The sequence below is a fragment of the Pseudomonas sp. 3JA genome, assembly GCF_036961705.1.
In the GTDB taxonomy this organism is placed as follows: domain Bacteria; phylum Pseudomonadota; class Gammaproteobacteria; order Pseudomonadales; family Pseudomonadaceae; genus Aquipseudomonas; species Aquipseudomonas fluorescens_Q.
In genome coordinates this window covers 40,403-64,453 of sequence record NZ_JBAMDJ010000018.1, presented here as the reverse complement: position 1 = coordinate 64,453, position 24,051 = coordinate 40,403, and the positions used below count along the sequence as shown (strand labels likewise).

General features: G+C 61.7%; 23 protein-coding genes. 13 read left to right on the top strand and 10 right to left on the bottom strand.

Features of this window, described 5'->3' with window-relative positions; translation table 11 throughout:
* Nucleotides 1-30 precede the first annotated feature (30 nt).
* Nucleotides 31-945 (bottom strand): DUF808 domain-containing protein, encoded by a 915-nt coding sequence (locus V7773_RS15840; protein WP_336074108.1) that lies wholly within the window; start codon nucleotides 943-945, stop codon nucleotides 31-33.
* 131 nt (nucleotides 946-1,076) lie between these two features.
* Here V7773_RS15840 and V7773_RS15835 point away from each other — a divergent pair, with 131 nt between their 5' ends.
* Complete coding sequence (locus V7773_RS15835) at nucleotides 1,077-1,682, top strand: TetR/AcrR family transcriptional regulator (protein WP_014339596.1); 606 nt, start codon at nucleotides 1,077-1,079, stop codon at nucleotides 1,680-1,682.
* A gap of 125 nt (nucleotides 1,683-1,807) precedes the next feature.
* Here the strand turns inward: V7773_RS15835 and V7773_RS15830 are convergent, their stop codons facing one another.
* Nucleotides 1,808-2,248, bottom strand: a complete 441-nt coding sequence (locus tag V7773_RS15830; protein WP_336074107.1) for a GlcG/HbpS family heme-binding protein — start codon at nucleotides 2,246-2,248, stop codon at nucleotides 1,808-1,810.
* Between the two features lie 267 nt (nucleotides 2,249-2,515).
* Here V7773_RS15830 and gcl point away from each other — a divergent pair, with 267 nt between their 5' ends.
* The 9 genes from gcl to V7773_RS15785 all read left to right on the top strand — a co-directional run bounded on the left by gcl (nucleotide 2,516) and on the right by V7773_RS15785 (nucleotide 13,565).
* Entirely contained in the window at nucleotides 2,516-4,291 is a 1,776-nt protein-coding gene (gene gcl / locus V7773_RS15825; protein WP_092147800.1) for a glyoxylate carboligase, read from the top strand.
* 169 nt (nucleotides 4,292-4,460) lie between these two features.
* A complete protein-coding gene (gene hyi, locus V7773_RS15820) occupies nucleotides 4,461-5,243 on the top strand; it encodes a hydroxypyruvate isomerase (protein WP_003204464.1) in 783 nt (260 codons plus the stop codon).
* Between the two features lie 178 nt (nucleotides 5,244-5,421).
* Complete coding sequence (locus tag V7773_RS15815; RefSeq protein WP_336074106.1) at nucleotides 5,422-6,318, top strand: 2-hydroxy-3-oxopropionate reductase; 897 nt, start codon at nucleotides 5,422-5,424, stop codon at nucleotides 6,316-6,318.
* An 88-nt stretch (nucleotides 6,319-6,406) separates the two neighbouring features.
* Entirely contained in the window at nucleotides 6,407-7,687 is a 1,281-nt protein-coding gene (locus tag V7773_RS15810) for a glycerate kinase type-2 family protein (protein ID WP_336074105.1), read from the top strand.
* The gene (pyk, locus tag V7773_RS15805) at nucleotides 7,677-9,092 is read left to right on the top strand and encodes a pyruvate kinase (protein ID WP_336074104.1); all 1,416 of its coding nucleotides are present in this window, start codon (nucleotides 7,677-7,679) and stop codon (nucleotides 9,090-9,092) included. The genes V7773_RS15810 and pyk overlap by 11 nt, the downstream gene beginning before the upstream one ends.
* Before the next feature lie 124 nt (nucleotides 9,093-9,216).
* Nucleotides 9,217-10,131 (top strand): urea transporter, encoded by a 915-nt coding sequence (locus V7773_RS15800; protein ID WP_336074103.1) that lies wholly within the window; start codon nucleotides 9,217-9,219, stop codon nucleotides 10,129-10,131.
* 20 nt (nucleotides 10,132-10,151) lie between these two features.
* Nucleotides 10,152-10,976 (top strand): ion transporter, encoded by an 825-nt coding sequence (locus tag V7773_RS15795; RefSeq protein ID WP_063324829.1) that lies wholly within the window; start codon nucleotides 10,152-10,154, stop codon nucleotides 10,974-10,976.
* Nucleotides 10,977-11,069: 93 nt separating this feature from the next.
* Nucleotides 11,070-12,068 (top strand): sulfate ABC transporter substrate-binding protein, encoded by a 999-nt coding sequence (locus V7773_RS15790; RefSeq protein WP_092224672.1) that lies wholly within the window; start codon nucleotides 11,070-11,072, stop codon nucleotides 12,066-12,068.
* 294 nt (nucleotides 12,069-12,362) lie between these two features.
* Complete coding sequence (locus V7773_RS15785; protein WP_063325244.1) at nucleotides 12,363-13,565, top strand: MFS transporter; 1,203 nt, start codon at nucleotides 12,363-12,365, stop codon at nucleotides 13,563-13,565.
* 60 nt (nucleotides 13,566-13,625) lie between these two features.
* Here V7773_RS15785 and V7773_RS15780 read toward each other — a convergent pair whose 3' ends face one another.
* The 4 genes from V7773_RS15780 to V7773_RS15765 form a co-directional block, all read right to left on the bottom strand.
* Entirely contained in the window at nucleotides 13,626-13,817 is a 192-nt protein-coding gene (locus V7773_RS15780) for a PLDc N-terminal domain-containing protein (RefSeq protein ID WP_003204476.1), read from the bottom strand.
* Nucleotides 13,818-13,888: 71 nt separating this feature from the next.
* Nucleotides 13,889-14,419, bottom strand: coding sequence for a hypothetical protein (locus tag V7773_RS15775; RefSeq protein WP_063324827.1), 531 nt, complete (start codon nucleotides 14,417-14,419; stop codon nucleotides 13,889-13,891).
* A 230-nt stretch (nucleotides 14,420-14,649) separates the two neighbouring features.
* Nucleotides 14,650-15,168 (bottom strand): ankyrin repeat domain-containing protein, encoded by a 519-nt coding sequence (locus tag V7773_RS15770; protein ID WP_092147782.1) that lies wholly within the window; start codon nucleotides 15,166-15,168, stop codon nucleotides 14,650-14,652.
* Between the two features lie 94 nt (nucleotides 15,169-15,262).
* On the bottom strand, nucleotides 15,263-17,101 hold the full coding sequence (locus V7773_RS15765; RefSeq protein WP_336074101.1) for a long-chain-acyl-CoA synthetase: 1,839 nt from the start codon (nucleotides 17,099-17,101) through the stop codon (nucleotides 15,263-15,265).
* A gap of 354 nt (nucleotides 17,102-17,455) precedes the next feature.
* Here V7773_RS15765 and V7773_RS15760 point away from each other — a divergent pair, with 354 nt between their 5' ends.
* Complete coding sequence (locus V7773_RS15760) at nucleotides 17,456-17,734, top strand: DUF3509 domain-containing protein (protein ID WP_003204481.1); 279 nt, start codon at nucleotides 17,456-17,458, stop codon at nucleotides 17,732-17,734.
* Between the two features lie 203 nt (nucleotides 17,735-17,937).
* Here V7773_RS15760 and V7773_RS15755 read toward each other — a convergent pair whose 3' ends face one another.
* From V7773_RS15755 to aroC, 3 genes are read right to left on the bottom strand one after another with little or no spacing between them, the layout of a single operon-like run.
* Nucleotides 17,938-18,471, bottom strand: coding sequence for an acireductone dioxygenase (locus tag V7773_RS15755; protein ID WP_336074100.1), 534 nt, complete (start codon nucleotides 18,469-18,471; stop codon nucleotides 17,938-17,940).
* A gap of 34 nt (nucleotides 18,472-18,505) precedes the next feature.
* Nucleotides 18,506-19,651, bottom strand: a complete 1,146-nt coding sequence (locus tag V7773_RS15750) for an MFS transporter (RefSeq protein ID WP_336074099.1) — start codon at nucleotides 19,649-19,651, stop codon at nucleotides 18,506-18,508.
* 34 nt (nucleotides 19,652-19,685) lie between these two features.
* Complete coding sequence (gene aroC, locus V7773_RS15745; protein WP_336074098.1) at nucleotides 19,686-20,777, bottom strand: chorismate synthase; 1,092 nt, start codon at nucleotides 20,775-20,777, stop codon at nucleotides 19,686-19,688.
* A 142-nt stretch (nucleotides 20,778-20,919) separates the two neighbouring features.
* Here aroC and V7773_RS15740 point away from each other — a divergent pair, with 142 nt between their 5' ends.
* Together V7773_RS15740 and V7773_RS15735 are read left to right on the top strand one after the other, a co-directional pair.
* Nucleotides 20,920-21,885: an alpha/beta hydrolase gene (locus V7773_RS15740; RefSeq protein ID WP_336074132.1), complete on the top strand. Its 966-nt coding sequence runs from the start codon at nucleotides 20,920-20,922 to the stop codon at nucleotides 21,883-21,885.
* A 107-nt stretch (nucleotides 21,886-21,992) separates the two neighbouring features.
* Nucleotides 21,993-22,781 carry a hypothetical protein gene (locus tag V7773_RS15735; protein ID WP_063324822.1) on the top strand — a complete coding sequence of 263 codons (789 nt, stop codon included), beginning with the start codon at nucleotides 21,993-21,995 and terminating at the stop codon, nucleotides 22,779-22,781.
* Between the two features lie 183 nt (nucleotides 22,782-22,964).
* On the opposite strand, the gene prmB is transcribed toward V7773_RS15735, so the two are convergent.
* Nucleotides 22,965-23,873, bottom strand: a complete 909-nt coding sequence (gene prmB / locus V7773_RS15730; RefSeq protein WP_003204491.1) for a 50S ribosomal protein L3 N(5)-glutamine methyltransferase — start codon at nucleotides 23,871-23,873, stop codon at nucleotides 22,965-22,967.
* Nucleotides 23,874-24,051 lie beyond the last annotated feature (178 nt).

Sequence of the window (24,051 nt, the reverse complement as noted above, 5' to 3'; positions counted from 1 at the left end):
GCTCCCACAGTTGTCATGGGTTGCCAGGTCTTAGCCTTTCAGCGCTTTCCAGACCTTGCCGACCACCATCACCCCCGCCAACACCGCCGCCCCAGCGACGATCCCCGCCACCGCATTGAGCAACATCGGCACGATAAACCCGGCACCACCGGCGCTGGCTGTTACGCTTTCGATCCAGTGATGCACCACCGGCACGCCATGGGTCAGGATGCCACCGCCCACCAGGAACATCGCTGCCGTGCCGATCACCGACAGGCTTTTCATCATATAGGGCGCTGCACTCAGGATGGCACCGCCGATGCTTTTGGCGGCCTGCCCTGGCTTTTGCGTCAACCAGAGCCCCAGGTCATCGAGCTTGACGATCCCGGCCACCAAGCCATAAACCCCAATGGTCATGACGATAGCGATGCCTGACAGGACGATCACTTGCTGGGTCAGTGCGGCGTCAGCAACAGTGCCGAGGGTGATGGCGATGATTTCCGCTGAAAGAATGAAATCGGTGCGTACCGCACCCTTGATCTTGTCCTTTTCAAAGGCCACCAGATCGACCGCCGGATCGGCGACGGCCTCGACCAGTTGCGCATGTTCGGCCTGGTCTTCGGCCGGGCTGTGGAGGAATTTGTGGGCCAGTTTTTCGAACCCTTCGAAACACAGGTAGGCGCCACCCACCATCAACAACGGCGTCACCAGCCAGGGCACGAAGGCGCTGATCGCCAGCGCCGACGGCACCAGGATCAACTTGTTGATAAACGAACCCTTGGCCACTGCCCAGACTACCGGCAGCTCCCGCTCGGCACGCACACCCGAGACTTGCTGGGCATTGAGCGCCAGGTCATCGCCGAGCACGCCGGCGGTTTTCTTGGCGGCCATCTTGGTCATCAGCGCGACATCGTCGAGCACGGTGGCGATATCGTCGATCAGTACCAGCAAACTGCTTCCAGCCATGGAGTGGGCTCCTTGAATAATAATGCCGCGCAGCATACCGCGAGCCGCGGCGCCTTGGGCATTCTTGAGCGCCGCGCGAGGCCGGTGCTACCATGCGCCACCGCCAGAACAGGCAAGGAACCCCTGGGTTTATGAGCACTATCCGCGAGCGCAACAAAGAATTGATCCTGCGTGCCGCCAGCGAAGAGTTTGCCGACAAGGGCTTCGCCGCGACCAAGACCAGCGACATCGCGGCCAAGGCGGGCCTGCCCAAACCCAACGTCTACTACTACTTCAAATCCAAGGAAAACCTCTACCGCGAGGTCCTGGAAAGCATCATCGAGCCGATTCTCCAGGCTTCGACACCGTTCAATGCCGACGGTGTGCCCGGCGAGGTACTGAGTCATTACATCCGCTCCAAGATCCGCATTTCCCGCGACCTGCCCTTCGCCTCGAAAGTCTTCGCCAGCGAAATCATGCACGGCGCCCCCCACCTGAGCCCCGACCTGGTGGAACAACTCAACGCCCAGGCCCGGCACAACATCGACTGCATCCAGACCTGGATCGACCGTGGCCAGATCGCCCCCATCGACCCCAACCACCTGATGTTCAGCATCTGGGCCGCCACCCAGACCTATGCCGATTTCGACTGGCAGATCAGTGCCGTGACCGGCAAGGCCAAGCTGGATGAAGCGGATTACGAAGCGGCGGCGCAGACGATTATTCGGTTGGTGTTGAAGGGGTGTGAGCCAGACTGAAGACCGAGTCGCCTTCAATCGCGAGCAAGCCCGCTCCCACACTGGGTTTGCGGTATTTAGACATTATGTGTCCAGCATCAAATCTGAGCCTGCTCGCGAAGACGCCAGTCAAATCAGCATAAAAATCAAGCAACCACCCCCACATCCGCCCTCAACTGCAGCGCCTCCACCGCCCTGACCGCCACCTGCTCATCCACATCCGAAACATCACCACTGACCCCCATCGCCCCCAGCACCTTCCCATCCTGATCCCTGATCAATACCCCACCCGGGGCCGGTACGACGTTGCCCTGTCCCAACCCATTCAAAGCGGCAAAGAACGCCGGGCGTTGCTGGGCGTCCTGGGCGAGCAGACGCGAGCCTTTACCCAGGGCGATGGCGCCCCAGGCCTTGCCGATGGCGATCTGCGGGCGAAGCAGGCTGGCGCCGTCTTCGCGCTGCAAGGCAACCAGGTGCCCGCCGCTGTCCAGGACCGCGACGGTCAGGGGTGCAGCGCTGATTTCACGACCGACGGCAAGGGCTTGCCCGGCCAGGTTAACGGCGATTTTCAAGGTTAGAACGCTCATGGGTACTGTCCTTCTTTTGTTATGGGAGAACCTTGCGGGCTTCACTTTCAGCAAAACCGAACACAACAAATAGAACACAAAAATTCATAATTTTGTATACAATAATTCCTCGAAAGCCACTTTAATCGGTGAAGACCACAGCAAAACCTGACCTTCCGACGAATGAAACAGGTGCTTGAGGAAATGGATTGACCTGCGCCATTTACCGTGAATACACTCTTCACACAGCCACTTGTATACAATTACAAAACGTAAGAGGCACAAACAATGAGCAAAATGAGAGCAATCGAAGCCGCCGTTCTGGTAATGCGCCGTGAAGGCGTGGACACCGCCTTCGGTATCCCGGGTGCCGCGATCAACCCGCTGTACTCCGCCCTGCAGAAGGTGGGTGGCATCGATCACGTCCTTGCTCGCCATGTTGAAGGCGCCTCCCACATGGCCGAGGGCTACACCCGCACCAAGGCCGGCAATATCGGTGTGTGCATCGGCACCTCGGGCCCGGCCGGCACCGACATGGTGACAGGGCTCTACAGCGCCTCGGCCGATTCGATCCCGATCCTGTGCATCACCGGGCAAGCCCCTCGCGCCCGCCTGCACAAGGAAGACTTCCAGGCTGTGGATATCACCAGCATCGTCAAACCCGTGACCAAATGGGCAACCACCGTGCTCGAGCCGGGCCAGGTGCCGTATGCCTTCCAGAAGGCGTTCTTCGAGATGCGCTCCGGCCGTCCGGGCCCGGTGCTGATCGACCTGCCGTTCGACGTGCAGATGGCCGAGATCGAATTCGACATCGACGCCTACCAGCCACTGCCCCTGGCCAAACCCGCGGCCAACCGCCTGCAGATCGAGAAAGCCCTGGCGATGCTCAATCAGGCTGAGCGTCCATTGCTGGTGGCTGGCGGCGGCATCATCAACGCCGATGCCAGCGAACTGCTGGTGGCGTTCGCCGAACTGACTGGCATCCCCGTCATCCCCACCTTGATGGGCTGGGGCACCATCCCCGACGATCACCCGCTGATGGTCGGCATGGTCGGCCTGCAAACCTCCCATCGCTATGGCAACGCAACCTTGCTCAAGTCGGACGTGGTGCTGGGCATCGGCAACCGCTGGGCCAACCGTCACACCGGTTCGGTGGATGTCTATACCGAAGGCCGCACGTTCATTCACGTGGACATCGAGCCGACCCAGATCGGCCGCGTGTTCACTCCCGACCTGGGCATCGTTTCCGATGCCGCCTCGGCCCTGACGGTGTTCATCGAAGTGGCCCGTGAATGGCAAGCCGCCGGCAAGCTGAAAAACCGCGATGCCTGGTTGCAAGACTGCCAGCAACGCAAGGCCAGCCTGCAACGCAAGACGCACTTCGACAACGTGCCGGTCAAGCCACAACGTGTGTACGAAGAAATGAACCAGGTATTCGGCAAGGACACCTGCTACGTCAGCACCATTGGCCTGTCACAGATCGCCGGGGCGCAGTTCCTCCACGTCTACAAGCCACGCCATTGGATCAACTGTGGCCAGGCAGGTCCTTTGGGCTGGACCATTCCGGCCGCGCTGGGGGTGGTCAAGGCCGATCCGAGCCGCAAGGTCGTGGCGCTGTCGGGCGACTATGACTTCCAGTTCATGATCGAAGAGCTGGCGGTGGGTGCGCAGTTCAAGCTGCCGTACATCCATGTGGTGGTGAACAACTCTTACCTGGGGCTGATCCGCCAGGCCCAACGCGGGTTCGACATGGACTACTGCGTGCAGCTGTCCTTCGACAACCTCAACGCACCGGAGCTCAACGGCTATGGCGTGGACCACATTGCCGTGGCCGAAGGCCTGGGGTGCAAGGCGCTACGGGTGTTCGAACCGAGTCAGATCGCACCGGCACTGCGCCAGGCCGAGAAAATGATCGAGGAGTTCAAGGTGCCGGTGATCGTCGAGATCATCCTGGAGCGGGTGACTAACATTTCCATGGGCACCGAGATCAACGCCGTCAATGAGTTTGAAGATCTGGCGCTGGTGGGCAACGATGCACCGACCGCCATTTCGTTGCTCGACTAGTACTGAGGCCTTCACAGGCAATACTGTTCATCAAGGAAATCACCGGACCTGTGGCGAGGGAGCTTGCTCCCGCTGGCTGCGCAGCAGCCCATTTTGTGAGTGCTTCGCACTCGAGCGGGAGCAAGCTCCCTCGCCACAAGGGGCCTCTACTCGTCCATAGGAGACTGTCATGCCGCGTTTCGCCGCCAACCTGTCCATGCTGTTCACCGAGCAGGATTTCCTCGCCCGTTTCGAAGCCGCCGCCAAGGCCGGGTTCAGTGGCGTCGAATACCTGTTCCCCTACGACTACAGCTCCGCCGAACTCAAGGCCCTGCTCGACGCCAACGGCCTGACCCAGGTGCTGTTCAACCTGCCGGCCGGTGACTGGGCCAAGGGCGAGCGCGGCATTGCCTGCCTGCCGGACCGGGTCGAGGAGTTCCGCGCCGGTGTCGACCTGGCCATCGCCTACGCCCAGGTACTGGGCAACACCCAGGTCAACTGCCTATCGGGGATTCGCCCGCAGAACTGCAGTGAAACCCTGGTGGAAAAAACCTTCGTCGCCAACCTGAAATACGCCGCCGAAAAGCTGCAGGCCAAAGGCATCAAGCTGGTGATGGAAGCCATCAACACCCGCGACATTCCCGGCTTCTACCTGAACAACACCGCCCAGGCCCTGTCGATCCGCGAGCAGGTGGGCAGCGCCAACCTGTTCCTGCAATACGACATCTACCACATGCAGATCATGGAAGGTGACCTGGCCCGGACCCTGTCGGCGCACCTGGGCGAGATCAACCACGTGCAACTGGCGGACAACCCGGGGCGCAACGAGCCGGGTACGGGCGAGATCAACTACCGCTTCCTGTTCGAACACCTGGACCGCATCGGCTACACGGGTTGGGTCGGCTGTGAATACAAGCCGCTGACCACCACCGAAGCCGGCCTGGGCTGGTTGAAAACCCATAACGCGATCTGACCCCGCGCGAGCTTTTGTGGCGAGGGCGCTTGCTCCCGCTCGGCAGCGAAGCAGATGCATGATTTTACCCGGCACGATTTCTGGGGCCGCTTCGCGACCCAGCGGGAGCAAGCGCCCTCGCCACAGGGACACCGAACCCAGAGACACCGGGACATCTAACAACAAGAGGATTTTTTTCATGGCTAAAATCGGATTCATCGGCACCGGCATCATGGGCCACCCCATGGCCCTGAACCTGCAAAAGGCCGGGCACAACCTGTTCCTGTCCCAGCACCACGACGCGGCCCCGGCCGACCTGCTGGCCGGTGGCGCGGTGGCTTTGGCCAACCCGAAGGAAGTGGCCCAGGAAGCCGAGTTCATCATCGTCATGGTCCCGGACACCCCGCAGGTCGACGACGTGCTGTTCCGCACCGACGGCGTGGCGGCGGGCGTGGGCGCGGGCGCGGGCAAGGTGGTGATCGACATGAGCTCGATCTCCCCCACAGCCACCAAGGCCTTCGCGGCGAAGATCAATGAAAAAGGCGCGCAGTACCTCGATGCCCCGGTCTCCGGTGGTGAAGTCGGTGCCAAGGCTGCGACGCTGAGCATCATGGTCGGTGGCGACAGCAACGCCTTCGAGCGAGCCTTGCCGCTGTTCCAGGCCATGGGCAAGAACATCACTCTGGTGGGCGGCAACGGCGATGGCCAGACCGCCAAAGTGGCGAACCAGATCATCGTCGCCCTGAACATCCAGGCGGTGGCCGAAGCGTTGCTGTTCGCCTCGAAAAACGGTGCCGACCCGGCCAAGGTCCGTGAAGCGCTGATGGGCGGTTTCGCTTCGTCGAAGATCCTCGAAGTGCACGGCGAACGCATGATCAAGGGCACCTTCGACCCGGGCTTTCGCATCAGCCTGCACCAGAAGGACCTGAACCTGGCCCTGCAAGGCGCCAGGGAACTGAACATCAACCTGCCCAACACCGCCAATGCCCAGCAAATGTTCAGCACCTGCGCGGCCATCGGTGGCAGCAACTGGGATCACTCGGCGTTGATCAAGGGGTTGGAGCATATGGCCAATTTCTCCATTCGCGACAAATAAGCCCTGCATTCCCCTTGTGGGAGCGAGCTTGCTCGCTCCCACAGATAACCGAGTCGCTTCAGCCAATAATAAAAACCGGGAGCCCGCCATGTCGGTCGATCCGCAACAACTGCTGCGCGAGCTGTTTGCCACAGCCATCGACGCGGCCCATCCGCAACACGTCCTTGAACGCTACCTGCCCGGCGATCGCAGCGGCCGGGTGATCGTCATCGGTGCCGGCAAGGCCGCGGCGGCCATGGCGCAAGTGGTCGAGCGCTGCTGGCAGGGTGAAGTGTCCGGCCTGGTGGTGACCCGCTACGGCCATGGCGCGCCCTGTCAGAAAATCGAAGTAGTGGAAGCCGCCCACCCGGTGCCTGACGCCGCCGGCTTGGCCGTGGCCCAGCGGGTGCTGGAAATGGTCAGCAACCTCAGCGAAGACGACCGGGTAATCTTCCTGCTGTCCGGCGGCGGTTCTGCCCTGCTGGCCCTGCCCGCCGAAGGCATCACCCTGGCCGACAAGCAATCGATCAACAAAGCCCTGCTCAAATCCGGCGCGACCATCGGCGAGATGAATTGCGTGCGCAAGCACCTCTCGGCGATCAAGGGCGGGCGCCTGGGCAAGGCCTGCTGGCCGGCGACGGTGTACACCTACGCGATTTCCGACGTCCCCGGGGATCTTGCCACGGTCATCGCCTCCGGCCCCACCGTGGCCGACCCCAGCACCTCGGCCGAAGCCCTGGCGATTCTCCAACGCTACCAGATCGAGGTGCCGCCCTCGGTCCGCAACTGGTTGCACAACCCGGCATCGGAAACCGTCAAGCCCGGCGACCCGAGCCTGGCCCGCAGCCACTTCCAATTGATCGCCCGCCCCCAGCAATCCCTGGAAGCGGCAGCGGTAAAGGCGCGCCAGGCCGGCTTCAGCCCGTTGATCCTCGGCGACCTGGAAGGCGAATCCCGGGAGGTGGCGAAAGTCCACGCCGGCATTGCCCGGCAAATCGCCCTGCACGGCCAGCCGCTGGCAGCACCGTGTGTGATCCTCTCCGGTGGCGAAACCACCGTCACCGTGCGCGGCAATGGCCGGGGCGGGCGCAATGCAGAATTCCTGCTGAGCCTGACCGACAGCCTCAAGGGTCATCCTGGCATCTATGCGCTGGCCGGCGACACCGACGGCATCGACGGCTCCGAAGACAACGCCGGCGCCCTCATGACCCCGGACAGTTATCGCCGCGCCGCCGCGCTGGGCCTGTGCGCCAGCGACGAGTTGGACAACAACAATGGCTACGGCTACTTCGCCGCCCTGGATGCGCTGATCGTCACCGAACCAACCCGCACCAACGTCAACGACTTTCGCGCCATCCTGATCCTCGAGAACCCCAAACATGACGCCTGATAAAAAGGTCAAGATCCTCGCGACCCTCGGCCCCGCCACCCGCGGCATCGATGACATCCGCGAGCTGGTACAAGCCGGCGTGAACATCTTCCGCCTGAACTTCAGCCACGGCGAGCATGCCGACCACGCCCAGCGCTACCAGTGGATTCGCGAGGTCGAGCGGCAGCTCAATTACCCGCTGGGTATCCTGATGGACCTGCAAGGCCCGAAGCTGCGAGTCGGCCGATTCGCCGACGGCAAGGTCCTGTTGCAACGCGGCCGGGCCCTGCGTCTGGACCTGGACCCGACGCCCGGCGATCAACGCCGGGTCAACCTGCCCCATCCGGAGATCATCGCAGCCCTGGAGCCGGGCATGGACCTGCTGCTGGACGACGGCAAGTTGCGCCTGCGCGTGACCGCCAGGCACAGCGATGCCATCGACACCGAGGTGCTCAATGGCGGCGAGCTGTCGGACCGCAAAGGCGTGAACGTGCCCCAGGCCGTGCTCGACCTGAGCCCGTTGACCGCCAAGGACCGGCGCGACTTGAGTTTCGGCCTGGAGCTGGGCGTGGACTGGGTGGCATTGTCGTTCGTCCAACGCCCCGAGGATATCCGCGAGGCCCGGGCGCTGATCGGCGACAAGGCGTTCCTGATGGCGAAGATCGAGAAGCCGTCGGCGGTGACCCAACTGCGGGAAATCGCCGAATTGAGCGACGCGATCATGGTCGCCCGCGGCGACCTGGGTGTCGAAGTCCCGGCCGAGAGCGTGCCGCAGATCCAGAAAAACATCATCGGCACCTGTCGCGCCCTCGGCAAACCGGTAGTGGTGGCGACCCAGATGCTCGAGTCGATGCGTTTCTCCCCGGCGCCCACCCGCGCCGAAGTCACCGACGTGGCCAACGCCGTAGCCGAGGGGGCCGACGCCGTGATGCTGTCGGCGGAAACCGCTTCAGGGGATTACCCCCTCGAAGCCGTGCAGATGATGAGCAAGATCATCCGCCAAGTGGAAAACGGCCCCGACTATCAGGCGCAATTGGACGTCAGCCGGCCGAAAGCCGAAGCCACGGTGTCGGATGCGATCAGTTGCGCGATCCGCCGTATCAGCAACGTGCTGCCGGTGGCGGTGCTGGTGAACTACAGCGAATCGGGCAGTTCCAGTCTGCGGGCGGCGCGGGAACGGCCGACGGTGCCGATCCTCAACCTCACGCCGAACCTGCAGGCCGCCCGCCGTCTGACGGTGGCCTGGGGCGTGCATTCGGTGGTCAACGATCGGTTGAAGCAAGTGGATGAAGTCTGTTCCACCGCCCTGGAAATCGCCCAGGCCCAAGGCATGGCCCAGCGTGGCGATACCCTGCTGATCACGGCGGGCGTGCCGTTCGGGCAGCCAGGGTCGACCAATTCGCTGCGCATCGAGACGTTGATCTAATTTTCTGTGGCGAGGGAGCTTGCTCCCGCTGGGCTGCGCAGCGGCCCCCTCTTTTTGACGGTTGCGACGCAACCGAGCGGGAGCAAGCTCCCTCGCCACAGTGCTCTCTTATCTGCGATCCATCATGCCCAACCATTTCTCCAACACCCACTGCCCCGACTGGGCCACCGCCCTGCTCAACGGCTTCAGCCAAGTCTTCCTCCAGCGCCATCCGTTGTGCGGCCTGCTGTGCCTGCTAGCGATCCTGCTCACTGCGCCGGCCCTGTTCGGCGGCGCGTTACTGGGCGGGGTGGCCGGATTGCTCACGGCCCAGCGACGCGGTTACGCCAAGGCCGACCGGCAAGCCGGGCTGTTCAGCTACAACGGCATCCTGCTGGGCTTGCTGCTGAGCCTCGCGTTGCCCTGGTCCGTCCTGTTGCCGCCGTTGATCATCGCCGCAGGCGGTCTCAGCGCAATGTTGACCCAGCAGTGGCTCAAGCGCAGCCGAGGCCCTCGATGCCTGCCCGCCTACACTGCGCCTTTTGTAGGGTTGGCTTGGCTGCTGATGAGTTTTACCCTGCCGCCGCCCTCAACCACCTCGATTGAAATGACAGTACCCAACCTGCTGGCCGCGCATTTGAGCGGGCTGGGCCAGGTCATGTTTCTCGGCCATCCAGCGGCCGGTGCGCTGATCGCCGCCGGTCTGCTGCTGGCCAACCGGCGCGCCGGCGCTTGGGCATTGTTCGGTTCCGCCGCCGGCCTGGCCTTCACCTTGTCGCAACATGAAAACGCAACCGCCCTTTGCGGGCTGGGTGGCTACAACCCGGTGTTGGTGGCGCTGGCCCTCAGCCAACAGCGCCGCCAAACCTGGCTGCCACTGGCGGGCATTCTCCTGGCGGTCATGCTTACCCCAGGTTTTATCGCCCTCGGCCTGCCTCCCCTGACGGCACCGTTCATCCTCGCGTGCTGGTTGATCCAGGCCACCGGCCGGGCGTGGCGCCAGGCCAGCCTCGACAGCACGCCTTGCGCTCTGCAGGGCAATCGCCCTAGGCTTCGCTGATTCCGGTTCAGGCGACGATTATGCAAAGCAGCAACAACTGGCGCGAACGCCTCTACGTGATCATTTTCCAGTCCGACACCGTCGCCGGTCGGCGCTTCGATAGCACCTTGCTGTTGATCATCCTCGCCAGCCTGGTGATCGTGATGCTCGACAGCATCGACAGCGTGCATAAAAACTACGCGGCCCTGCTGGCCGGTATCGAGTGGGGCTTCACCTTCGTATTCATCGTCGAGTACGGCCTGCGCCTGTACTGCTCGCCCAAGCCGCTACGCTATGCCTTCAGTTTCTACGGGCTGGTGGACCTGCTGGCGATCGTGCCGGGGATCCTGGCGCTGTACTACAGCGATGCCCAATACCTGTTGATCATTCGGATCATCCGCATGCTACGGATTTTCCGCGTGCTCAAGCTCAGTCCTTACCTCAAGCAAGCCAACTACCTGATGGCGGCGCTGCGCGGGAGCAAACAGAAAATCATCGTGTTCCTGGTCAGCGTCTCGACCCTGGTGACCGTCTTCGGCACGCTGATGTACGTCATCGAAGGCCCCGAGCATGGCTTTACCAGCATTCCCAAGGGCATCTATTGGGCTATCGTGACACTCACCACCGTGGGCTTCGGCGACATCGTGCCCAAGACGCCGCTGGGCCAGGTGGTGTCATCCCTGGTAATGATTACCGGCTATTCGATCATCGCTGTGCCGACGGGTATTTTCACGGCTGAACTGGCCACCGCCATGCGCGGGGACCAGCTCAAGCACGATTGCCCGGTGTGCAGCAAAAACAACCACGAACACGGCGCCGCTTTCTGCTCCCGTTGTGGCAATGCACTGTTTAAGAAATTGGAATAAGCAAAGCACTTTTTGATGCTTGAAGGTCTATAGGCTTGCAGCTAGTGTGCTGGCTAATTGCCCGGAACCCCCGTTGATAAAAAGGAATTCGCAGTGAAGAACTTCTTTGGCGCCTCCCTTCTCGCCGCCGGCCTGACTTTTGGCAGCCTGGCCCACGCCGCCCCGACCCTGCTCAACGTTTCCTACGACGTGATGCGCGATTTCTACAAGGACTACAACACCGCTTTCCAGAAGCACTGGCAGGCCGAGCACAACGAAAACATCACCGTGCAGATGTCGTTCGGTGGCTCCAGCAAGCAGGCGCGCTCGGTGATCGACGGGCTGCCAGCGGATGTCATCACCATGAACATGGCCACCGACATCAATGCGCTGGCGGACAACGGCAAACTGGTGCCCGAGAACTGGGCCACCCGCCTGCCGAACAACAGCGCGCCGTTCACCTCGGCCACGGTGTTCATCGTGCGCAAAGGCAACCCGAAAGCCTTGAAAGACTGGCCCGACCTGCTCAAGGACGGTGTGCAGGTGATCGTGCCCAACCCGAAAACCTCCGGCAACGGTCGCTACACCTACCTGTCGGCCTGGGGGTACGTGCTGAAAAATGGCGGTGACGAGAACAAGGCCAAGGCCTTCGTCGGCAAACTGTTCAAGCAGGCGCCGGTACTGGACACCGGCGGCCGCGCCGCGACGACCACTTTCATGACCAACCAAATCGGCGACGTGCTGGTGACCTTTGAAAACGAAGCGGAAATGATTGCCCGCGAATTCGGCCGCGACCAGTTCGAAGTGATCTACCCGAGCGTTTCCGCCGAGGCCGAGCCGCCGGTCAGCGTGGTCGACAAGGTTGTCGAGAAAAAAGGCTCCCGCGAAGCCGCCGAGGCCTACCTCAAGTACCTGTGGTCGCCCGAAGGCCAGGAAATCGCCGCCGCCAACTATCTGCGCCCACGGGACCCGGCGGTACTGGCCAAATACACCGACCGCTTCCCGAAAGTGGACTTCCTGTCGGTAGAAAAAACCTTCGGCGACTGGCGCACGGTGCAGAAGACTCACTTCAATGACGGTGGGATTTTCGACCAGGTCTACAGCGGGCAATAAAGCGCTGCAGATCCCCTGTGGCGAGGGAGCTTGCTCCCGCTGGGCTGCGAAGCAGACCCAATAAAGCAGAATGCGGTCGGCCTGAAACACCTCGATGGCCGGCCCAAGGGGCTGCTACGCAGCCCAGCGGGAGCAAGCTCCCTCGCCACAAAGGCCACCCTGCCTGCGCTCCAAACAAGGCGCTCGCTGCAACCATTAACGGCAAGCATGACCGCTATCAACCACAAAGCCTGTCGCAACATCCTGCAAGTCTTTAGCCTCACGCCATCCTTTCAATTGATCGACGAGATTGCCATGAGTGCTCATTCACCTACCTCGCCCGGCAGCCCCCTGACCCGCGGCATGGTCCTGCTCTTCGCCTTCTGCTGCGGCGCCATCGTCGCCAACATCTACTACGCCCAACCCATCATCGAACTGATCGCACCCGACGTCGGCTTGAGCAGCACCATGGCCAGCCTGATCGTCTCGCTGACCCAGATCGGTTATGCCTTGGGCCTGTTTTTCCTGGTGCCACTGGGGGACTTGCTGGAAAACCGTCGGCTGATGATCATCACTACCGTGGTGGCGATCGCCAGTTTGTTAGGGGCAGCGTTCACCGATCAACCGAACGTATTCCTGCTGGTTTCGCTGTTGGTGGGGTTCAGCTCGGTGTCGGTGCAAGTCCTGATTCCGCTGGCCGCACACCTGGCGCCGGAGCAGACCCGGGGTCGGGTCGTGGGTGGGATCATGGGTGGCCTGCTGCTGGGAATCCTGCTGGCGCGGCCGGTCTCCAGCATCGTGGCCGATCACTTCGGCTGGCGGGCCATGTTCATCATCGCCGCCGCGTTGATGGCCGCCATCAGCATCGTCCTGGCACTGACCGTGCCCAAGCGCCAGCCCGACCACAGCGCCTCTTATGGCCAACTGCTGGGTTCGCTCGGCACCCTGCTGCGTCAACAACCGCTGTTGCGGCAACGGGCGTTCTACCAGGCCTGCATGTTTGCCACGTTCAGTCTGTTCTGGACCGCCGTGCCGCTGGAACTGTCACGTAACCATGGCCTGTCCCAGACTGAAATCGCCTTGTTCGCCCTGGTCGGTGCCATTGGCGCCATTGCCGCGCCCATCGCCGGTCGCCTGGCGGATGCCGGCCATACTCGCATCGCCTCGCTGCTGGCGATGCTGTTCGCCAGCCTGAGTTTCCTGCCGACATTCATCCATCCGTTCTACAGCGTGATCGGCCTGGCGGTGACCGGCGTGGTCCTGGATTTCTGTGTGCAGATGAACCTGGTCCTGGGCCAGCGCACCATCTATGCCCTCGATGCCAAGAGTCGCAGCCGGCTGAATGCGCTGTACATGACCAGCATCTTCGTCGGTGGCGCCTTCGGCTCATCGATTGCCAGTGCGGTGTACGAACACGGCGGCTGGTTGTGGGTGGTGATCGTCGGCAGTGCCTTCCCGCTGTTGGCCTTGCTGCGCTTCTTGAGCACCTCGCGCAAGCGGTCCCTGGCTACGGCCTGAATACCCCATGCATGAAAAAGCCCGGTCGCCGTCAGCGCCCGGGCTTTTTGGTGGAGCGTGTCAAATCCGCACGTTGCCACGCGGCCCGGCAATCGCCCAGATGATCAGGCCCAGTACCGGCAACAGCAGGATCAGCAACACCCAGAGGATTTTCATCCCGGTTTCCGCGCCACTCTTGAGTACGTTGATAATCGCCCAGATATCGAGCGCCAGGATGATCAGGCCGACCAGGCCGTTGAAAGTGGAACCCATGGTGTCGCTCCCAAATGGTGATGTGCACACTTAGGATAGCGGGCCCCTGGCAAGGGTTCCGTTTTATTGCTTCAGACGTGGACCGCGACCTTGAGGGCTTCCAGGGAGGGCGCCGCGGCTATGCCGACTTCAGCGCACAGTTCCAGCACACGCGGTACATCGTTGCCGTACACCAACACCATTTGCAATTCATCGTCGAGCAATTGGCTGAAGTTCATCAGCACGTAGCCGCCGTTTTCCTTGTTCAGGCTGCTCATCTGGATCTGGATGCGGTTGAGCGCCGTCAGGGCTTCGGTTTTCGCCAGCTGCTTGGGCTTGAGGTTGAACGCCACGCCGGGGCCGAACGAGGCGACGATCTGTTCGAACAGGTCCACGTAGGTGTCGGCCTGGAACAGCACGGTGTCCGGCAGGCTGCCCACCACCACCCACTCACCCAACGGGATCGGAAACGTGTCGTCGTAGTTGATATCGGGGTTGGCCCCCAGGAAAGCCGTCGGATCGGCGTAGGCCTGGGCCGCTTCGTCAGCGATTTTCGCAATGTCCGCCTCGCCGAGGCAGCCGGAGCTGATTTTGCTGATGAGTTCGACGAGTGCGGCTTTCATGGGGTGGATCCTGTGGCGAAGGGTGTCTTGAGGGCGGGCAGGATAGCGCATCACATCGGTCGAGTCAGGCGTGGCGAGGGAGCTTGCTCCCGCTCGGCTGCGAAGCAGTCGTAAACCCGCCAAACAGCGGTAAACCTGACAGGTTGCGGTGGCTGGATTTTGGGCTGCTGCGCAGCCCAGCGGGAGCAAGCTCCCTCGCCACAAAAGCCGTCGGGATCTGCTCGGACCTTTCAGCCCAACATCTTTTCCAACTGCGCCGTGGTGTCCACCGCGCCCATGGTCTTGGCGGCATCCAGAGCCGAGACGCCGTTGGCATCCTTGGCTTTCGGGTCGGCGCCCTTGCCGATCAGGTAGTCGACGATTTCCACGCGGTTGAACATCGCCGCCATCATCAGCGCAGTACGACCATCGAAGGAGGCACCTTCCACTTGCGCGCCGCCATCCACCAACGCCGAAACCACTGCCAGGTCGCCCTTGAACGCCGCACCGGCAATCGGGCTCTGGCCGTTGTCGTTGCGGATTTCCGGATCGGCCTTGTGCTCCAGCAACACTTTCACCGTTTCCACATGCCCGTGGTAAGCGGCCAGCATCAACAAGGTGTCGCCCTTGTGGTTACGCAGATTGGGCGGCAGGCCCTTGCTCAGCAACGCAGCCATCATGGCCGCATCGCCCTGGCGTGCGACGTTGAACACTTGCTCGGCAAACTCCGCAGCCTCTTCCGGGGTCATCTGGCGGCTTGTATCGGACATGGGAAACTCCACTCGGCTCTTCGCAAAGCGGCTAGTTTCCCGAGGGACCCGGGCGCTGTCATCCCTTTTTTCACTGTGCCTGTCATAGCCAGAATCAATAACGCAATTGTCCGCCCTGAATCCGAACTGCCAGTTGCCGATCCACCCGCACGTAAGTATCGGTGCCCGGCAGCCAGGCGTAGACCGGCTCATCCCCGGTAACGCATGGATCGAATGCTTCGGCCTTGAGTCGAGTCTTCTGGTACTTGAAGGTGCCGGTGGTGTCCATTTTCACCTTGATGCGCAGGAACAGCGGCACGGCATAGGCAGGCAGCTTGCCTTGCAAAAACTGCAACAACTCGCTGAAGTCCAGGGTCGCCAGGGATTCGGACGGGGTGATTGCCGCCATGCCGGCACGGCCATTGGTGCCGTTGATCTCCACGCCATAAGCCACCGCCTCGGACACCTGCGGATGCTGCAGCAGCACATTTTCGACTTCCGTGGTGGAGACGTTTTCGCCTTTCCAGCGATAGGTGTCGCCGAGGCGATCAACGAACTGCCCATGCCCGAAACCAATGTTGCGCAACAGGTCTCCGGTATTGAAGTAACGGTCGCCCGGGGCAAAGACATCCCGGCAGATGGTTTTTTCGGTCAAGGCCTGATCGGTGTAGCCATCCAGCGGCGCCTTCTCGTCGATGCGCGCCAGCAACAGGCCCGGTTGGCCCCTGGGCACTTTTTGCATGCGACCTTGCAGGTTGCGCAACGGCAGGCCGCTGGCATGGTCGTACTGCACCAGCTCCCAGCCCATCAGGGAAAACCCGATGGTGTTGTCGAAATTCAGGATGTTGGTGAAACCGATATTGCCGTCGCTGGCGGCATACAGCTCACAGATATGGTCGATGCCAAACCGGGTCTTGAAGGTCGACCAGGCCCCGGGCCGCAGACCGTTGCCGATCATTTTCTTCACACCGTGGTGACGGTCATCGGCAGCGGCAGGCTGGTCGATCAGGTAGCGGCACAACTCACCGACATACCCCAGCGTGGTCGCCCGGTAGCGGCGCACGTCGCTCCAGAACTGACTGGCGCTGAACTTGCGCCGAATCGCGAACCCCGATGCCCCACAGATCGCCGCGCCCCAGCACACGCACAGGCCGGTGGCGTGGTACAGCGGCAACGTGCAATACACGACGTCGTCGGGCTGCATGTCCAAGGCGATCAGGCCGAAGCTGGTGGACGTGCGCATCCAGCGACCATGGCGAAACACCCCAGCCTTGGGCAGGCCGGTGGTACCCGAGGTGTAGAGATAAAAACACGGGTCGTTGCAGAAAACCTGTTGGCTGCATGCCGGGTTATCGCTTGGGTAATCCTCGCTGCCCGCCATCAGGTCGATGAAACCGGACGGTGCATGGGACGGGGTATCGGCGCAGTCCTGATCCGCCAGCCACCAGGTCCTGCTGCTCGACAGAGTGGTTCGCGCTCGTATGTCGTTGAAGGCCGCGCCCCGTTCATCCCCGACCACCACCGCGACCGGGTTGACCAAGGCCAGGCTGTGCACCAGCGCATCGCCGGTTTGCGAGGTGTTGAGCATGGCACTGACCGCGCCAACCTTGGCCATCGCCAGCACGCTGATCAGCAGCTGCGGCCGGTTCTCGATGAATATCGCCACGCAATCGCCCTTGCCGATGCCTTGGGCCAGCAGGTAATGGGCGATGCGATTGGCCTGCGCGTTGACCTGTGCATAACTCAACACCGTCTCGCCATACAGCAGTGCCGGGCCCTGGGGATTGCGTTGCGTGGCCTGTTCGAAGCACCAGCCCAGGCCGCAAGGCTGGGTCGGGTCCTGGACGTTGGCCTGCTTCATGCCTTTGACGATCCGGGGGACGGCTTTGGCAATGGCAGGCAGCTTGCGCAGCATCATGCCCCAGGTAATCGCGTCGCTGGGTGTACGACTCATGGTGATCTTCCCCGTTCGACCTCGTGGTCTCGGTTCTTGTTATCGGGCAGCAGATGATTTGGCTCGAAAGTACGCCGGCGATTGCGGCGCTGTACACGCGGTTTTTGCAATGTTTTGTATCCGCTGCCCGAGACAGGCGAAGCGTGAGCGCCGCAAAACGATTTGGTTCCAAAAATCATTGCCCGACCACGCAAAATGCAGGATGCACGATGGCTATTCATGCAAGATGCACGAAATCAAAAATGCAGTAAAAATATAACTACTTGTTTTTAAAGGACTTTATATAAAGCCGAATGCTGGCACAGACAGTGCAACTTCCCCTCCACGGTTTGCCATACCATGGAGCAGTCAACTATGAACATGATTCAAGAAAAGTTTGCGTCCCTGTTTTCCAACTACGAAGTGACCACCCAGCCCCGCCCCGATGGCGGCATTTTGCTGACCTTGCGTAATAGCGACGGCAAGCTGTTCAAACGCACGATTTCCTATGCTCAATTGCACGCTGGGGATCAGTTGTCCTGGGCGATCAGCGCGATTCGTCGTGACCTGGCTGAACAGGCTAGCGAGTTGCCACAGATCACCTTGTTGCAGAGCCAGCATCGGTTTGCTTTGCCGACTTACCATAGCGCTTGAGCCTGCTGGCAAAACGCGATGCTGCTTGCTTGAAAAAACGGCGCTTCTTTCAGAAATGGGAAGCGCCGTTTTTTTGGGGCTTCTTTTGGGCGAGTCCGCTTTTGGTTCTGGTCTGTATATCCGTTTCTTCGGTAATGGCTGCTGACGGTTGCGCAGCAACGGATATACACACCCAAAAAACCTCACGGCACCACCCGCGCAGGTCAGTCTTCCAGGCGAGGAAACCGGCGAGCAATATCATCCCCTGTAACCTCAGCAACCAACCCCTGCAAATCACCAGACAAGCGAATCGTAACGAAATGCGGCCGCTCCCCCATGTCAAACCAATGCGGCATACCAGCCGGCACCGTTATCAAGTCGCTCCTTTCACACAGCACCGCATAGACATAATCCCCAACGTGCAGGTTAAACAAGCCACGACCAGCAACGAAAAATCGCACTTCATCCTGGCTATGGCGATACTCATCGAGCTCCCCAGCCTGTTCCGGCTGATCACTGCTGACACTGACAACATCGACCTCAACATAACCCCGCTCAGTCATCAACCCATCGATCTGAGCCTGGTAAGCCGCAATGATGTCCTCCTCACTGGCACCCGACTGGATTTTCACCGCCGCTTCCCAACGGGCAAAGTGAATACCTTGTTCAGCCAGGGTCGCGGCAATGTCCTCGACGTGGGTCAACACTTTGTTCGGGATGTCAGGGCTCGAAACGTGATAGACGGACAGGCTGCTCATGACAAAGGCTCCAGCAAATTAACGGTTCGAAGGCTCATGGCCGGTCCTCTTGCATACGTGTGGCAATGATAACGGCTGCCGCGAAAGCCGCGAGGCTGGCGAGACTGAACGTCCAACTGGCCCCCAAGGCGTTCCAGCTATAGCCGGAATACAATGCGCCCAGGGCCCCGCCCGTACCGGCCAACGCCGCATACAGCGCCTGCCCCTGACCTTGCTGGCGAGGCCCGAAACTGCGTTGCACGAAATGGATGGCAGCGGCGTGAAAGCTGCCGAAGGTCGCCGCGTGCAGCACCTGGGCGAACAACAATACCCAGAGAAACTCGGCCAGCGAGCCCAGCAACAGCCAGCGCAACGCCGCCAGCAGGAAGCTCGCCAGCAGCACCCGGCGCACGGAAAACCGCGTCAGGATCCGGCTCATCAGCAGGAAGACCAGAACTTCCGCCACCACGCCGAGGGCCCAGAGCAGGCCGATCAACCCGCGACTGTAGCCCAGGTGTTCGAGGTGCAAGGTCAGGAAGGTGTAATACGGCCCGTGACTCACCTGCATCAGGCCCACACAGGTATAGAACGCCAACACGCCAGGGTTGCGCAGTTGCCGTAGGAACCCCTCCCCCGCGATGCGCGGCCCCTGCAATGGCTGCGCGTTGGGCACCCAGAAGCTGGCGAGCACGATGCCGGCCATGATCAGCACCAGCGCCACCGGATAGACGTCCAGGCTCAGCCATTCGAACAAGCGGCCGAGCACGACCACTGTGATGATGAAACCGATGGAACCCCACAGGCGGATCTGGCTGTAGCGCGAGGCCTGCCCGCCCAGATGGGCCAGGGTGATGACTTCGAACTGCGGCAACACCGCGTGCCAGAAGAACGCATGCAGCGCCATGACCATCGCCAGCCAGGCGTAGCTTTTATCGATGAAGATCAGCGAGAAAGCCAGCAGCGTGCAGATCGCGCCAAAACGCACAATCGCCAGGCGCCGGCCGGTGTAATCCCCCAGCCAGCCCCAGATGTTCGGCGCCACACAGCGCATCAGCATGGGAATCGCCACCAGCTCGCCGATGCGCGCCGCATTGAACCCCAGGTGATCGAAATACAGCGCCAGGAACGGCGCCGTCGAACCGAGCAGCGCGAAATAGAACAGATAGAAACTGGAGAGCCGCCAGTACGGCAGTGCCGCCATGGTCGTCAGGCCACGGCGGTCGGCAGGCCAACCATCAAAGCTGCCCCAGCACCGGGGTGCTGACGCGGACGTCGGCGTTCTGGCCGCGATGACGCAGCAGGTGATCCATCAGCACGATCGCCATCATCGCCTCGGCGATGGGCGTGGCACGGATGCCGACACACGGGTCATGACGGCCCTTGGTGATGACGTCCACCGGGTTGCCATGGATGTCGATGGAGCGGCCCGGCGTGGTGATGCTGGACGTCGGTTTCAAGGCCAGGTGCGCCACGATTGGCTGGCCCGAGGAAATGCCGCCGAGGATACCGCCGGCATTGTTGCTCAGGAAACCTTGCGGAGTCAGTTCGTCACGGTGCTCGGTGCCGCGCTGGGCGACACAGGCGAAACCGGCGCCGATCTCCACGCCCTTCACCGCGTTGATGCTCATCAGCGCGTGGGCCAGCTCGGCGTCGAGGCGGTCGAAGATCGGCTCGCCAAGGCCCGGCATCACCCCTTCGGCGACCACGGTGATCTTCGCGCCGACCGAATCCTGGTCCCGGCGCAGTTGGTCCATGTAGGCCTCGAGTTCCGGCACCTTGTCCGGGGCGGGGCAGAAGAAGGCGTTCTGTTCCACCGAGTCCCAGGTCTTGAACGGGATTTCGATGGGGCCCAACTGGCTCATGTAGCCACGGATGACGATGCCCTGGCTGGCCAGGTACTTCTTGGCAATCGCCCCGGCCGCCACGCGCATGGCGGTTTCCCGCGCCGAACTGCGACCGCCGCCACGGTAATCGCGCTCACCGTATTTGTGATGGTAGGTGTAGTCGGCGTGGGCCGGGCGGAACAGATCCTTGATGGCCGAGTAGTCCTTGGACTTCTGGTCGGTGTTGCGGATCAACAGGCCGATGGCGCAGCCGGTGGTGCGCCCTTCGAACACGCCAGAGAGGATTTCGACTTCATCGGCTTCCTGGCGCTGGGTGGTGTGGCGGCTGGTGCCGGGCTTGCGGCGGTCCAGGTCACGCTGCAGGTCGTCCAGGGAAATCTCCAGGCCCGGCGGGCAGCCGTCGACAATGGCGACCAACGCCGGGCCATGGCTTTCGCCCGCGGTGGTGACAGTGAACAGCTTGCCGTAGGTATTGCCGGACATGCAGGGTGCTCCGTGAAATCGCTGAGAGACTCAACCTTGGATTCGTAATGGGCGCCAGTATACGCAGGCTCCCCGCGTAGTTCATCCTCGAACCTTATCGGTGCCCGCCAGTCCAACCGGCACCTTCGCAACTAATGGCGTGATGATGTTAAAGCTGCTTGCTCTAAGCCTTACCTTGTTCACCGGCCTGCTTTCCGGCGTGGCCCAGGCCACGGTGCTGCAACGCCCCATCAGCCTCGATACAGGCAGCGGTGAGCTTTTCGGTACCTTGTTGCTGCCCAAGTCCGACACGCCGGTGCCGGTTGTTCTGATCATCTCCGGGTCAGGTCCTACGGATCGCGACGGAAACAACCCCGACGGCGGACGCAACGACAGCCTCAAGCGCCTGGCCTGGGTGCTGGCCAGGCACAACATCGCCAGCGTGCGCTATGACAAGCGTGGGGTGGCCGCCAGCCTCGCGGCGACCCCGGACGAGCGCAACCTGAGCGTCGAAGCCTATGTGGCCGATGCCGTGGCCTGGAGCCACAAGCTCGCCGCCGATCCGCGCCTGGGCCCATTGATCCTGCTGGGCCACAGCGAAGGCGCGTTGATCGCCAGCCTCGCCGCGCCCCAGGCCAACGCGGCGGCGGTGATTTCACTGTCTGGCAGCGCCAGGCCGATCGACCAGGTGCTGCGTCAACAATTGAGCAACCGCTTGCCACCGCCGCTGATGTTGCGCAGCAACGAGCTGCTCGACAGCCTCAAGGCCGGTCGGCCCGACGATAACGTGCCGGCACAACTGCTGGTCATTTTCCGCCCCAGCGTACAGCCCTACCTGATCTCGTTGTTCCGCCAGGACCCGGCTCGGGCCTTTGCGGCATTGAAGATGCCAGCCTTGATCATCCAGGGCAGCAACGATATCCAGGTCAGCGTCGATGACGCCAGGCAGTTGAAAGCCGCCAAGCCCGACGCTGAATTGGCGCTGATCGAGGGCATGAACCACGTGATGCGCATCGTGCCCAACGACGTGAAACGGCAACTGGCCTCCTACAAGGATCCCAACCTGCCCCTGGCGGCCGAGCTGGGTACGCGGCTTTTGCGTTTTATTGACTCGTTAGCCGCCCGTTAGGCGGTTTTAGTCGATTTAGCTTCAGTACTGGCAAAAACAGCCGATAACCCGGTGTCGGATAGCGCAATGGCTACCGACCCGCCGGCCTGGACAGGATTTTTGCCGTTATGACTGAAACTCAAGCTTCCCCCGACACCGCTGCCGAAGCCCCCGCCTCGTCTGCGGTGGAACTGCCGTGGGCCGACGTGCATACCGAGCATCACAAGATGCTCCGCCTGGCGCCGCTCAAGACCGACCGCGCCACCGGTGCGCGGCCATTGCGGTTTGTCGAGTTCAGCTATGCCGAGCGCCACAGCAAGGAACGCAGTCTGCTGCGCATGAGCATCCAGTTGCCGAACCAGCGTGTGCGCAAGGAACAGAATCACTTGGACGTCTGGGCGGACCACGTCGAGAAACGCCTGTTTTTTTCCCCGGACAACCTGCAAGTCGAGCCGTCCAACCGTGGTATCGGCCGTTTCCTGGCGGCCCAGGGCATTACCTGGGCCAAGAAACGCTGGTCGGCCTACCAGGTGCACGGCACCGACCTGGATAACAAGGACGCCCTGAACGAAGACACTCGCCTGCGCCGCGACCGCTTTCTCAAAGCCCAGGGTTTCGAGGTGGTCTACGCCGACGCCCAGCACCTCAAGGGCAGCGTCAAGCCAACCCACGTTGGTGATCTGCTCGGGGATTGGAACACCGAGAAGCTGCAGTTCGTGGAAATCCTTGAAGCGGCGCAGATGCTGCAACAGGCCGAGCAGAACCTGGCGGAACAGGAAGTCAAACTCAAGCAGCAGGAAGAAAAGGTCACCAAGTTCAAGCGCGAAGACGCCGGCCTGCGCTTCACCATCACCTGCCTGGTGGCCTTCGCCATGTTCCAGGCGGGGTTGCTGATCTGGATTGCGACGCGGCACTGATTGCCAGCGGCTTGCCCACACACCCCTGTGGCGAGGGAGCTTGCTCCCGCTCGGCTGCGCAGCAGCCGTAAATCCGCCGGATGCGACGGGCCTGAAAAATCACGATGCACGGGTTTCGGGGCTGCTGCGCAGCCCAGCGGGAGCAAGCTCCCTCGCCACAAAAGCCGCTCACCATCGATCGGGTCAAACCCGCGAAGCAAACAACCCCTGGTGCTGGCGGCACTGCTCGGCGCTGAGCATGAACACGCCATGGCCACCGCGTTCGAAGTCGAGCCAGGCGAAATCGACTTCCGGGTACAACGCCTCGACGTGCACCTGGCTGTTGCCCACCTCGACAATCAATAATCCCTTCTCGGTCAGATGATCGGCCGCCTCGGCCAGCATCCGGCGAACCAGGTTCAAGCCATCATCGCCACAGGCCAGGCCCAGCTCCGGTTCGTGCTGGTACTCCTGCGGCATGTCGGCGAAATCTTCCGCATCGACGTAAGGCGGGTTCGACACGATCAAGTCGAAACGTTGCCCCGGCAGACCGTCGAAGCCATCGCCCTGGACCGTGAACACGCGCTCGTCGACGCCATGGCGCTCGATGTTCTGGTTGGCCACTTCCAGCGCTTCGAACGACAGGTCGGCCAGCACCACCTCGGCCTCCGGGAACTCATAGGCACAGGCAATGCCGATGCAGCCGGAACCGGTGCACAGATCAAGAATTCGTGCCGGTTCCTGGCCCAGCCACGGCTCGAAATGCTTTTCGATCAGTTCGCCGATGGGCGAGCGCGGAATGAGCACGCGCTCGTCGACGATGAACGACATCCCGCAGAACCAGGCCTCACCCAACAAATAGGCGGTTGGCACACGCTCTGTGATACGCCGGCGCAGCAGGCGCTGCACATGAACCAATTCTTCGTCTTCAAGACGGCAGTCCAGGTAGCTGTCGGCAATTTCCCATGGCAGGTGCAATGCGCCCAACACCAGTTGCCGGGCTTCATCCCACGCATTGTCGGTGCCATGGCCGAAAAACAGATCCTCCCCATGGAAACGGCTGACGGCCCAACGGATATGGTCGCGCAGGGTACGGAGACGAGAAGTGATCACGGCGGCAAACTCCAGAAAAATCGACGGGCGAGTCTACCAGTCAAACGCGACCCCACCCAAACACGCCCCGATGACGAACGAAAAACCCCGGACCAATCGTAGGAATTATCCGTTTTTTGATCAGCCTATTGAACAAGATGAGCATCTTGACAAGGCTGTAGGCCAGCAACGGCGGCCC